This window comes from Saccharopolyspora pogona (assembly GCF_014697215.1).
Taxonomy (GTDB): domain Bacteria; phylum Actinomycetota; class Actinomycetes; order Mycobacteriales; family Pseudonocardiaceae; genus Saccharopolyspora; species Saccharopolyspora hattusasensis.
On record NZ_CP031142.1, the window covers coordinates 2570089 to 2582103 of the forward strand.

Sequence of the window (12015 nt, forward strand, 5' to 3'; positions counted from 1 at the left end):
TAGGTCGTCTCGCCTGATCAACGAGTACCACCACGACGCTGCCTGACGGCACGGTGTCGCCCCAGCACACAGGGCCGAATCGTATTTTCGAGCGGCACAGGCTCCGTCATTGGGCACTCACCGCTTCGTAGATGAGCTGCGCCGACTTACCGGGCACGGACGTCCTGAGCAACCGCGTCGCCTTGACCGGAAGGCGCGTGGCGGGCGGGATGCGGCTGGCCCACCACGCTGCAGCCGAGACAGCTGCCCGGATCGCCGCCAGGGGCGGAGATCCCTCGCGCATCGTCACCGATGGGGACCTGATCTACACCGCGAGCGCGCCGGAAACCGACCGCATGGCGATTTTCCATAGTGCCATGATCCTGCTCGCCGAAGACCACTCCACCCCAGCGGCAGCGTTGACCACCTGGCTGCAGGCGGTGTACCTGCTCTATCAAGCGTCGCGCAGGAAACGGGGCGGCGACGCCACGATCCGCACCTTCCTCATCGCCGCTGGCACCTACTTGCTAGCCCACCCGCCCGTGCTGCTGCACGACATCGACCTGCTCGCCTACGTTCGACCGCAAAAGCAGTTCGTCGCCGAGCTGCGGGCCGCGCAAAGCTGAGTCGGTGCCGACCTGTGTGCCGGCCTCGGCAGCTGAATGCACCACTCACGCACGGAGAAGCTGGTCGAGCACGTCGCGCATCTGCTCGTAGGAATCTGGCACCGCGTCGGTGTTCGCCAACCGGTGCCGCTCCAGGCGGCTGGCCACCGGCGTGTTCACGCTGCGAGCAGCTCGTCGATCTGGTTGATGGCGGACGTGGCGCCTTCGATGATCCCCATGTCCAGCACTTTCTGCAGAGCCTCGGCCGAGGCGTAGCGGCCGACGAAGGTGGCGCGGGTGCGGCCGTCGATATCGCTGAAGGTGTAGGTGTTGTGAGAGACCGGCATGTCCGGCAGCGGGTTGAAGTCCTCGTCGGCGAAACCGTCCTCGAAGGTGAATTCGCGTGGCTCGTCGACCGTTTTCACCTCCCACCAGCCGCAGTACTTCTCGCCTTCGGGGCCGGTCATGTAGTAGGTGACCCGTCCGCCGGGCCGCAGGTCGTGGTCGACGAACGTCGCGGGGTGCGAGGGCGGTCCCCAGACTCGCTCGAGCTGGCGTGGGTCGGCGTAGACCTGCCACACGCGCTCCGCGGGTGCGGCGAACTCGGCGGTGATGGTCAGGGTCAGGTTGTCCACGTCGTGCTGGACGTCGGTGACGGGCATGGCTCATTCTCCTTTGTCGATTCTGGCCTTTTCCTCAGTGGCGAGGAGCTCGTCGATGCGGGCGACGCGGCCGCGCCACACCTCTTCGAGCTCGCCCAGCATCGAGGCCACTGAGCGCACCGCCTCCACCTCGCCGGTGGCAAGGTGCTCGCGTCCGCTGCGGCGCTTGGTGACAAGGCCCGCGCGTTCGAGGACGGCGACGTGTTTCTGCACAGCCGCGAAGCTCATCTCGTACTTCGCGGCGAGCGCCGTGACCGAGTGTTCACCGACCAGAACGCGACGCAGGATGTCGCGCCGGGTTCGGTCGGCGAGTGCGTGGAAAAGGGCGTCTGCCCTGTCCTCGGCCTCGCTGTCATCCACCTCCCAAACATACAACCAAGCGGTTGTATGTTGTCAAGCCCGCGTTGGAGATGGCTTTGTCGGACGTGCCGGGCGTGGTCGACCCTCGGGCATTTGACTCCTTGCAGGAGGCGCACTCATAACGCCGCGAGGAGCGCGTTTCGCCGACCGTCCCGACATGCCGCTGACCGTGCACCTGGCAACGCGTTAATGCCGACGGGGACATCGAGGGCTGGCAGGTCGGTGTGTCTTGACCCTGGTATAGCGCAGCACGGCGAGGCCCGGCGCCGAGAGCGTGGCGACCGCTTCGTTTCGAAGCTGCGGTCGCCAGTCATCGTCGGCGGTGCGAGGGCAGCGGCGTGACGTTGTCAGCCTCGGCTTCTTGGGTGAGTTCGGTGATCACGGCGCAGAGCGTCGTGATTTGTCCGTGGAGGTGCTCGTTGTCGCGTTCGAGCTGGCGGATGCGTTCGTGTGCGTCGGCGAGTTGTTGTTGCAGTGCTTGAACGTTGGGCTGGATCGGGCCACCGAAGGGTGCGTCTTGAACTCGCTAACGAGATCGGCGTGGTGTTCGGTGTTCGTAGAGGCGTGCGCGGGGAATGCCTGCTTCGGCGGCCAGCCCAACGACGGTGAGCTTGCCGTCGCAGCGCTGGGTGTCGCCGCCCCTGTCCGCAGCCAGAGGCAAAATAAGCAGTCCTTGACCAGCACGAAGTACCCCGACGGGCTCCTGCGGCCGGCGAGCTCAGCGGGCAGCACATCCATCCGTGAGCTCCCCCTTCTCCGCGATGAGCCCAAGAAGCCAGGCGCGTGCCTGCTCGCGATCCGAGAGCCCGAACGTCTCCGCGCAGGCTTCGGCACACCGGTTGGTCACGACGACCGGCCAGTCCTCGAAGTCGGTCACGAGCTCTCCTCCATCCGGGAAACGTCAACGTCATTCAACACCCGAACGACGGTGCACCCAGTTCACGATCGAAATGGCCGCAGCCGGGCTCCACCTGATGCGTGCGGCTCGCCGACTGCGGATCCCGTACTGGCGCTACGGCTCTCTAAAGCAGCATCGCCCCTCCGCGGCGCGCGAAACGATGCTGGCCGCGGTCACCGGGAAAGCCGGCATGCCCCGAACACACGTGGTGGCCGCGATGAACTCACGTGGCAAGGTTCTCGGCCTCCATCGCGGCGGAGGCTGGCGATGAGAACGTCGCAGCCCGCGATCTGCTGGCTGGGCTAGCCTCAAGGCCGTGAAGTTTGCGCTTGAGTCGGTCTGTCAACCCCTTGAAACGGGCAACGGAGTTCCTGCTAGAACGGTGTCGACCAAGATCACCAAACAGCAGGAACTCCGTTGGATACTCAGTCTGTCATCACGCGCACGAGCACGGTGGCCGGGGGCCGGTTTGCGCCCGGCCATCTGGGCGAGCTGACCCAGCTTGTGCCGTTCGAGATGGTCGATGAGGCGTTGGCCCAGACCCGGACGGTGCAGCAGCGGGTCAGGGATCTGCCCTCACGGGTGGTGGTCTACCTGCTGCTGGCCGCCTGCCTGTTCCCCGAGATCGGGTATTCGGGCGTGTGGCGCAAGCTCACCGCCGCACTGGGTGGCCTGCCCATCGTGACACCGACCCCCAGCGGGCTCTCCCAGGCCCGCCGACGGGTCGGGACAGCGCCGCTGCGGTGGCTGTTCGACCTGTTGCGTGGCCCGGCCGCCACCCCGCGGACACCGGGAACCCGCTGACGCGGGCTGATGATCTGCGCGATCGACGGCACCACCCTGACCGTGTCCGACACCCCCGCCACCGTGACCGCGTTCAGCAAACAGCGCGGTAACCACGGTGGCACCGGCTACCCTCAGGCCCGTCTCGTGGCGCTGCTGGCCTGCGGCACCCGCACCGTCATCGACGCCGCGTTCGGGCCCACCACCTCGGGTGAAACCACCTACACCCGAGGGCTCCTGCGCAGTCTGCGACCGGGGGTGATCCTGCTGGCCGACCGTAACTTCGGTGCGCAGGATCTCCTCACCGAGATCGCGGCCACCGGAGCCCACGTCCTGGTTCGGCTGAAAAACGGCCGTAAGACACCGGTCCTGGTCCGCTATCCCGACGGCTCGTACCTCTCAAGGCTGGGCGGGCTACCGGTGCGCGTCATCGATTGTGAGATCACCATCTCCACCACCGCCGGAAGACAAACCGGTGTCTACCGGCTGGCCACCACCCTGCTCGACCCGCACCGCTACCCGGCGGGCGAGTTGATCAGCTTGTACCACCAGCGTTGGGAGATCGAAACCGCCTACCTGGAACTGAAATCCAGCATCCCGGGCGGACGTGTCCTGCGTGCCCGCACCCCGACCGGCGTGGTCCAGGAGATCTATGCCTTGCTGGTGGTCTACCAACTCCTGCGTACCGCCATGACCGACGCCACCAACACCCAACCGGCCACCGATCCGGACCGGGCCAGCCTCTCCATCGCCTGGCAAACCGCCCGCGACCAGGTCATCCAGGCCGCCGGTGTCATCGCCGGCACCGTCATCGACCTGGTCGGCACGATCGGCCGGCATGTCCTGGACAACCTGCTACCCGATCGGCGACTGCGGGTGTGTCCCCGCATCGTCAAGCGCGCCATCTCCAAATACCAGGCACGAGGCCCTCGCGTTGACCGGACCAGCTACAAAGCCACCCTCGGCGTCGACATTCTGACGCCCACAGATCCTTGACAGCCAACACCAACGTCCAAACTTCACGGCCTTGGGGCTAGGACGAAAAGCGTTGGAGAAAGTGGTGATCACCGCCGATGCCGAACACACCGGCGCCACCGTGGTCTGCTGCTGATCGCAGTGCAGTTCATGCATGGCGCGCGCATCTGGTCACTTTGGTCCTTTTCGGTGAACTTTGGTCGGAGATGTAAGCCTCCGGATGCGGTGAGGCGTCTGAAGCCGTAGCGGCTTCTGGCTGTCGCGAGAGTGCTTCGGCCATCGGTGTGTGTGGTTTTGCTGAAAAGGGAGCGTACCTGTGGCGGCCTAGTACGGCAGCAGCCATTCGCTAGCTGACCTGGGTGATGTCGATGTTGCGGGCGAGTCTGGTGCGTTTGTGGAACCAGCGTGATCGTGCTTGGTGTTTGCGACGCCAGTTCACCCAGTGGGTTTTGTGTTCGGGTGGCTGGGGTGTGGTGTTGGCGATCAGGTGCTTGATCTCGGGGATGGTGAGCGGGATCAGGCCGGGGTCGGTGGGTGGGGGCTGGTCCGGGTGTGCTGGTTCGGGGGCTTGGCTGTCGGTGCGGTCGCGCAGCAATGCGGCGGTGACGGCGCAGACAGCGAGGGCGGCGCAGACGAGCACGGTGTGCCGGGCGATCGCGGTGTAGAGCCTGGCCTGGGACTGGTCCAGGCCGAAGTAGTCCTTGCCGAACTCGAATCCTTCCTCGACGGGCCAGCGGAGTCCGGCGGCGCGGATCAGCCTCGCTTTGGTGAGCAGTTGTCCTTCGGGCACGAAGCAGTAGTGGAAGGCCAGTTCGCCGGTGCGCAGATGCTTGCGGATGAGCAGGTAGTGCCGGGGCGAGGCGGTGCTGATCCAGGCCCACGCGTACCACCGGTCGCCTTTGGAGCCCTTGCCGGCCGAGCGGATTTCCCACCGCCGCTTGTGTTTCAGTCCCTGCAGAAAGGTCTTGGTGGCTTGGGCGCAGGAGAGCACGAGGCCGCTGGGCAGGGTGATCCAGAAGTTCTTCTGGACCCGCAGCACATAGGCTTGCTGGCCGGCCTCGAAGTGCTCCCGCAACTCGGTGCAGTTGCCGTAAACCTCGTCGCCGCAGTAGAAATCGGGCCGTATCCCGTCCGAGGCCGCCGTGGTGCAGATGTCGATGGCCAGCTGTCCTTTGGTGCGGAAGGTCAGGTCTGCCGGTAGCCCCATGTGCCGCGACCGCACCGGGTCTGTGATGTGCTCGCCGGGAATCCACTGCCGGAACCCGATCAACGCGTGCCCGGTGCCTTCGCGCACATAGGACAGGTGCACCGTGTTGATCCCGTTCTCCACCCGGCCCGCGCAGCCCATATGCTGGCGTTTGACGCCCGCGGTGGACTCGCCTTTCTTCTGCTGCCCGGTCTCATCCAGTGCCCCGATCACGAGCTTCCCGCGCCGCCGCCCGCCCTTGCGGGCTGCCTCCTCCAGCCCGGACACCGCGAACCGCCGGATCTCGGTCATTGCCGCACCCTCATCCCAGCACGCCCGGTTCAGCAGCCGCTGCGTCCGGTCCGGGGTCCGGTCCCCGACATGCTGAGCAACCGTCCACCCGTTCCGCTTCGGCATCTCGCTCATCACCGCCCGCACATACTTACGGGCCTGCACGAACGGCTCAATCCGCCGGAAACACCAGCGCAGCCCCTCCAGCAACTCACCCAGCTTCCGCTCAGCCAGCCGAGCACCTATCCTGGGCGCCGCAGCCGCCTGCGATCCTGTTGTCTTCACAAACACATGATCAACAGGCGGCTGCTCCCCATCGCCACAGGCCCCCAGTCACATGTCCCCGCAGGTCATAACCCAAATGGCTGCTGCCGTACTAGTGAGCTGGATGAATTCGGGCGCAGAGCGTCACGACGTCGCGAGTGCGACCGGGGCGGTGCCGGAGAGTCGGTCGTTCCCGTGGCCAAAAATGATCTTCATTGAGGTGATCTCAGTAGGGGGTTATGCGAGTCGGCCGTGTTCGAATTGGGTGAGTACGAGTGCGGCTTTGACGATGGGGCCGATTTTGCGGGGGCTGGTGGTGAAGTGTCGTAGGGCGCGCCAACGGCCGGTGAGCAGGGCGAATCCACGTTCGCCGAGGGCGCGCAGGCCGCGCAGCAGTTTGTTGTAGGTCTGGTTGTCGACGTCGAGTGGGCGGCCTTTGCTGGTTTTGGGGTGTTTGATCGGGGTGAGGACCCCGGCTCCGGCACCCTGGTAGCCGCCGTCGGCCAGGGTGGGCAGGTCGAGCTGGGAGTAAGCCCAGTACAGGGCGCCGAGGACGTGGTTTTCAGCGGCGGTGATGTCGTGGACGGACCCGGGCTCGACGTCGGAGACCCACAGCGGGAACCCGTCCGGGTCCGTCAGTGCTTGGATGTTGCCGGCTTGTTCGCGGGTTTTCCCGGAGTACCACAGGTCGATCTCGGTGCCTTTGGTGCTGGTGGTCTTTTCGCCGAGACGGTCGGAGGAGAAGTTTTTGCCGTCCAGGATCAGATAGGCGTCGCCGTTGTCTTTGGCCCGTTGCAGGGCGTCGTGCAGATCCGGGGCCTGCGCGGCCAGCGCCTCGATGCCCTCGTCGACATACCGGTTGCCGGTCGCGCGGGCGACACCGTGATCGCGGGCCAGTTTGGTGGTGTCGGTGCGGTCGCGGAACCACCGCAGGACCAGCACAGCCTGCCAGAACGTGGTCAACGCCCGGCGCCCCTTGCGGGTCCCTTTCCGGCGGCGTTCACCGGCCAGCAGCTTGCTGAGGAAGAGCACCAGTTCACGGGGAACATCGAGTTTGGCAGAATACGTGACCACGTGGGGCCTTCCCTGGTCGAAGATCGTTTCTTGGTCGAACTTCTTCTACCAGGGACCCCACGTCCCACTCTCCCCAGGCCAGCCCTACCCGATCACACACCCATTCCGGCAGGCCGCCTTCAGCCACTTCTTACCGAGATCACCTCATTGTCTAGATTTGAAGACTTGCGGCATTTTGGTCGATTCTAGGAACCTCTGAGTATGAAAACTGATCAAGAGGTCTGACGTCGTGCTGCGCTCTCGGACGCACCGTGCTGCGGCCACTGCGGAGCAGGCGTTGGGCCGGTTGGACGAGGCGGCACAGCGGCTGCCTGACCGCGCGGCGGTGGTGCGTGCGACACAGCTCCGGGGCGTGCAGAACTCGGCGGGGATCGACGGTGTGTACGCGGCGTTGCACGAGGTATTGCTCCAGGAACTTCCTGGGCTACAGGACACGAGCGGCGTGCCGACACTGCTCCGGTGTTACATGGAGGCCAGTGATCATGCCTCTGGTGCTCTCGAGAGGGGGCGGCCGCTCGATGTGACGCTCCTGGGGGAACTGTCGGCGCTGATGGCGCACGACAAGGCAGGAAAGACTGCAGCAGACAAGGACGCCTACTGGCGGAGGGACCATTCGTGGCTGGGCGGGCCTGCGGAGCAAGCCTGGTTGCTGTGCACGCCGCCGGGTCCGCACCTGCACGCGGCGGCAGCACAGTGGTCGACCTGGGCCAATGGCGAGTGCGAGTTGCCCCTGGTGGGCCAGATCGCGATTGGGTACTACCAGTTCGAGGTGCTGCGACCGTTCGCTGTTGGCAGCGGTCACCTGGCCCGGCTCTACATTGGACTCGAGCTGATGCGGTCCGGGGCGCTGCGGGATCAGGTCCTTCCCGTCTCGGCATGGTTTGACCGCCACCATGAGGAGTACTGTGCCCAGCTGCGTCGGGTCGTGGAGACTGGGTTGTGGGACGACTGGGTGGTGTTCATCGCCGAGGCGATCCGCCAGCAGTGCGGCGAGCAGATCCGGCTGATCAGCGAGCTGGAAAGGCTGCGGTCCCAGCATCTGGCCCACATCGGCAGTGGTGGATCAGTTCGTCAGGTCGCGGCCGGTCTGATCGGTCACCCGGTCACTAATCACCGCCAGATCGCCCAGCGGTACGGCATCTCGCTGAAGAGCGCGACGGAGGTATGTCGCCGTCTCGTCGCGAGCGGAATTCTCTCCTTGTGGAAGCACCGCCGTTACCGGAAGGTCTTCATCTGCCCCGAGATGATAGACCTGCTGACCTGCAACGAGCCCTTCCCTCCCGAAGCCGACAGGGAAGTCTTCACCCCCGCTCCGTGACCCAGTCCCGAAACCGCTCCCCCGAAACGGAGTAGTTCCTGCATGACCATGACCCCGAGACCTCGAGGCCGCCGTCCACACGCCACCCGCACTAGCCGTCATTTGCGGACAGCGCAGCCGCCGGTAATGCGCCCGTGGGAAGCCTCGATCCGACTGGTCGTACCGTTGATCCAGCTCGGCGTGATCCTGATCCACACGGTCTTCAAAGACTAGGACGCGATTCGCCGCACCACCCCGGGCACTGGCCGGGGTTCTGGGGGCAGCTCGGTACCGTCCGGGCATGCCAGAAGTTCACGCACCTGATCCGCGGTAACGTCGTCAAGGTCGATCAGCGCCGCCAGCGCCCGGCTGAAAAAACGCGGGCGCCAGCGGCGTCACCGCTATCCCACAATGCCCGACCGTGCGCGATCGTCACGTCGGCCAACTCATGCAAGGATTCATCGGCCAGCATGCTTTCGGCTTCAGAGAGGTATCCGATCGCGGATTCCGTCCTGCCCGCCGCCAGCAGCGTCACACCGATGTCGCACAGCGCGCTAGCCAGCGCCACCTGGTCACCATGCTGCTCCCAGAGCAGCCGGAGTTCGACGAACATGTCCAGCGCGCGGTGCAGGCGCCCCCGCTCCCAGCACATCTCACCCAGGGTTTCCAGCAGCCCGCGTGACCTCTCGATGCTCCTCCAAAAAGCGCCATAACGCCAGCTCCCGCACCCATTGCGCCTCCGCCACCGAATACTCATCAGCGGCCCGGCGAGCGCGGTCAGCACTGATCCCGATCAGGCGGGCGAGCGTTCCCGGTTGCCGCGCAACGATGCACGCACGTTCTCCCGCGCGCGCCAGCTCGTTGCGCCACCACACATCGGTCGGCCCAGCGACCGGCATGTCCCACGCGGCCTCGGCCAGCCTGACCGCGAGCTCGACCGCATCACCAGCGGTCAACTGCTCCACGGCCTCCACCACCAACGCCGCACCGGCGGCGCCGGACAGCACGACGTCACCTGCATTGCCCTGGGCAGCGCTGCGCAGCGACTCCAGCAGAAACTGCCGCAGCGGTGGCACATCTCCCACGCCGACTGCGTTTCTGTAGTGAGGTCAGGACAAACCTCGGCTAGCCGATACCAGCCGTCTCCGGAGTCGATCAGCCAGCCCGAGCGGACAGAGTCGGCCACCACGCCCGCAACAATCTCACGCTCCAGGCCCGCACCCGCCGCCATCAGCGGACCAGGTACAGCCGAATCGAACATGGCGGCGACCCGCAGCACACGCATGGTGTGCTCGGCTCTGCTGTCGCTCACCAGCTACTCTCCTCGCTCCCCGGCGGCAAGTACGAGGTGCCACTGACACAGCTCGCCGGCTGCGGCGAGCTCTTCGTTACGCAGCCAACCACCCGACGGCTCAGCCTCGCGACGCCCAGCCGTGCGATCACTCACGCCATGCCCCAGCTCCTGACACGAACGAGTGATCAAAGAACGTTGTCGCATAAGTTGATCATGAAGTCAAGATGTGGAACCCAGCGAGCCGTCATCGTCCTGGCGACGTGCACGGTGAGAATGTCGATGCGTTGGTGCTGCCCACGATCGGTTCCAGGCCTGCTCCAGGTGAGAAGAAGACGTGGGGTTGCATGACCTCCACGTCACCCCAGAAAGGGCATCTGCTCGATCAGGTTAGCCACCACACGGCTGCCTGCAAGCCGCTTCGGAGCGAGGTGGTGTTCACTGCTGGCGCTGCAATTCCGTGATGAGCCGCTGGACGTGGGTTTGCGCTGGTCGTGCGACGTGGTCGAGATCGCCCCGCTGGGCGTAGGCGGTCAGCGCGGTGCAGCACCACAGGAGTTGCAGATCCGGCCGGTTCCGGTGTCGAGGTCGGCGGCACGTTCCCGTTCCACGCATGCTGCGGTGTCGGGGTGGGGCAAGGCCAGGCTTCACAGGGTGGTGGCGTCCAGTCCGCGAGGGGCTCCACCACTCCTAGGGCCTGTTTCATATGTCAGAGCCATTCGTTGATCGCCGCGACGACCACTGTGGCCTCGTAACGAACTGCCAACTTGTCGTATCGGGTAGCGACGGCACGATTGCGCTTGAGCCTGTTGATGCCGCACTCCACCGCGTGGCGTTGCTTGTAGATCTCCTTGTCGAACGCCGGTCGGCGACCACCGCGCGAACCGCGGTTCTTGCGATGGCGGATCTGGTCGGCCTTCTCCGGGATGGTGCACCGAATGCCACGTCGCCGCAGGTAGGCACGGTTGGCGCGGGAACCGTACGCCTTGTCCGCCAACACCCGATCCGGACGAGTCCGTGCCCGGCCCCGACCGGCACGGGGCACCCTGATCCGCTCCAGGACCGTCTGGAACTGCGGCGAGTCGCCCCGCTGACCGGCAGTGACCACAACCGACAACGGCTTCTGACCTTGCTCGGTGGACAGGTGCAGCTTCGTGGTCAACCCGCCCCGCGACCGGCCGATCCCGTGATCGTCCGGCTCGACGTCGACCCCGCCCGGGGATTCACGCTGGTCAGCCCCTTTATACGCGCGCCAGCGGCGTGCTGGTGTGCGCGGGCGACGGTGGAGTCCACGCTGACATCCCAGGTGATCAGCCCCTCGGCGTCGCCCGGGCCTGCAACCGCGTCAGGATCCGTTTCCAGGTCCCATCCCGCTGCCAGCGACGGAACAGGCCATACACGGTCTGCCACGGGCCGTACCGGTCGGGCAGGTCGCGCCACTGGACGCCGGTGCGTACCCGGAATCGAATCCCGTTGATGAGCTGTCGTTTCGGGTGCTTGGGCGGGCGTCCTGACTTCTTGCCCCGGGGTAGCAGCGGTTCGAGCTTCGCCCACTGCTCGTTCGTCAGATCGCCACGTCCCACACGGAGATCATCTCAAACCAGATCAACTTCTGAAACAGACCCTAGTCGAGCAGGTGCAGTTGATGGTGAGATTGCCCCAGTGCAGATCACCATGAACGGTGATCCACTCGGCCACGATCGTGTCGAACGCGACGTGGCGGAGTCCGCGGGTGATCCCGCGATCGGAGGGGCATCCACCACACGGCCCTGTTGTGGCGCGACGGCATCGAGCCGGTCCCCGGCATGCTCCACGCGCTGACCCGCGAGAACACGGGAATGTGGGGTGATGGTGGAGCTCCGCTAACGAGATCGTCATTTCCATACCTGGACTTACTAGCAACAAAAAGCCTTGAACTGCGCTGAGGCAATCCGGTTGGTCTCGTTGGGTGATGTCGTGCGGAACTTGATCGAATCGGTTGTGGTGGCGTGTTCACCTGTGTGAGGCTCGTCCGCTGGTTGACCGAGAGTTTTGATGATCTGCTGGGGGTTGTGGGGTGGAACAGATCGCGGTGGATTTCCGCGCTCTGGAGGAAGGCGAGGACGCGCTTCGGCGGGCGGTCGATGAGATCGATTTCCAACTGACCGAGCTCGAGAGTGTGGTGGCGCGACTGCTGGGTTCGTGGAGTGGTGAGGCGGCAGACGCTTACCAGGCCGCTCAGACGGAGTGGGATCAGGCCGTGGCGGCGATGCGGGAGACCGTGCGCGAGATGCACCAGCTCCTGGTGACCGCACATGGCAATCAAGCCTCAGCGGTGCGTGCGAACGCCCACGTCTGGGAGGTCTGAAGC

At 65.4% G+C, this 12015-nt stretch carries 12 protein-coding genes and 1 pseudogene; 5 read left to right on the plus strand and 8 right to left on the minus strand.

Going from position 1 to position 12015, the window contains the following annotated elements:
• The first annotated feature begins 131 nt into the window (after positions 1 to 131).
• Entirely contained in the window at positions 132 to 605 is a 474-nt protein-coding gene (locus DL519_RS11750; protein WP_190814635.1) for a hypothetical protein, read from the plus strand.
• A 155-nt stretch (positions 606 to 760) separates the two neighbouring features.
• On the opposite strand, the gene DL519_RS11755 is transcribed toward DL519_RS11750, so the two are convergent.
• The 3 genes from DL519_RS11755 to DL519_RS11765 all read right to left on the minus strand — a co-directional run bounded on the left by DL519_RS11755 (position 761) and on the right by DL519_RS11765 (position 2483).
• Positions 761 to 1246 carry an SRPBCC family protein gene (locus tag DL519_RS11755; RefSeq protein WP_190814637.1) on the minus strand — a complete coding sequence of 162 codons (486 nt, stop codon included), beginning with the start codon at positions 1244 to 1246 and terminating at the stop codon, positions 761 to 763.
• Between the two features lie 3 nt (positions 1247 to 1249).
• Positions 1250 to 1606 (minus strand): ArsR/SmtB family transcription factor, encoded by a 357-nt coding sequence (locus DL519_RS11760; RefSeq protein ID WP_190814639.1) that lies wholly within the window; start codon positions 1604 to 1606, stop codon positions 1250 to 1252.
• 718 nt (positions 1607 to 2324) lie between these two features.
• Positions 2325 to 2483 carry a hypothetical protein gene (locus DL519_RS11765; protein ID WP_190814641.1) on the minus strand — a complete coding sequence of 53 codons (159 nt, stop codon included), beginning with the start codon at positions 2481 to 2483 and terminating at the stop codon, positions 2325 to 2327.
• Positions 2484 to 2921: 438 nt separating this feature from the next.
• Between DL519_RS11765 and DL519_RS46235 the strand changes: the two genes are divergently transcribed.
• Together DL519_RS46235 and DL519_RS11770 are read left to right on the plus strand one after the other, a co-directional pair.
• A complete protein-coding gene (locus tag DL519_RS46235) occupies positions 2922 to 3308 on the plus strand; it encodes a transposase domain-containing protein (protein WP_223838818.1) in 387 nt (128 codons plus the stop codon).
• A 9-nt stretch (positions 3309 to 3317) separates the two neighbouring features.
• A complete protein-coding gene (locus DL519_RS11770; RefSeq protein WP_223838819.1) occupies positions 3318 to 4283 on the plus strand; it encodes an IS4 family transposase in 966 nt (321 codons plus the stop codon).
• A gap of 325 nt (positions 4284 to 4608) precedes the next feature.
• On the opposite strand, the gene DL519_RS11775 is transcribed toward DL519_RS11770, so the two are convergent.
• Positions 4609 to 5958, minus strand: coding sequence for an IS701 family transposase (locus DL519_RS11775; protein ID WP_449619141.1), 1350 nt, complete (start codon positions 5956 to 5958; stop codon positions 4609 to 4611).
• 282 nt (positions 5959 to 6240) lie between these two features.
• Positions 6241 to 7077, minus strand: coding sequence for a transposase family protein (locus tag DL519_RS11780; RefSeq protein ID WP_190814647.1), 837 nt, complete (start codon positions 7075 to 7077; stop codon positions 6241 to 6243).
• A 229-nt stretch (positions 7078 to 7306) separates the two neighbouring features.
• Between DL519_RS11780 and DL519_RS11785 the strand changes: the two genes are divergently transcribed.
• Positions 7307 to 8395: a Fic family protein gene (locus DL519_RS11785; protein WP_190814649.1), complete on the plus strand. Its 1089-nt coding sequence runs from the start codon at positions 7307 to 7309 to the stop codon at positions 8393 to 8395.
• 328 nt (positions 8396 to 8723) lie between these two features.
• Here DL519_RS11785 and DL519_RS48585 read toward each other — a convergent pair whose 3' ends face one another.
• The 3 genes and pseudogenes from DL519_RS48585 to DL519_RS11800 all read right to left on the minus strand — a co-directional run bounded on the left by DL519_RS48585 (position 8724) and on the right by DL519_RS11800 (position 11248).
• Positions 8724 to 8987, minus strand: a complete 264-nt coding sequence (locus DL519_RS48585) for a hypothetical protein (RefSeq protein WP_263399625.1) — start codon at positions 8985 to 8987, stop codon at positions 8724 to 8726.
• Positions 8988 to 9027: 40 nt separating this feature from the next.
• Complete coding sequence (locus tag DL519_RS11795; protein WP_190814653.1) at positions 9028 to 9459, minus strand: hypothetical protein; 432 nt, start codon at positions 9457 to 9459, stop codon at positions 9028 to 9030.
• A gap of 915 nt (positions 9460 to 10374) precedes the next feature.
• Positions 10375 to 11248: pseudogene (locus DL519_RS11800) on the minus strand (IS5 family transposase).
• A gap of 473 nt (positions 11249 to 11721) precedes the next feature.
• Between DL519_RS11800 and DL519_RS11805 the strand changes: the two are divergent.
• Positions 11722 to 12012 carry a WXG100 family type VII secretion target gene (locus tag DL519_RS11805; RefSeq protein ID WP_223838821.1) on the plus strand — a complete coding sequence of 97 codons (291 nt, stop codon included), beginning with the start codon at positions 11722 to 11724 and terminating at the stop codon, positions 12010 to 12012.
• Positions 12013 to 12015: the final 3 nt, after the last annotated feature.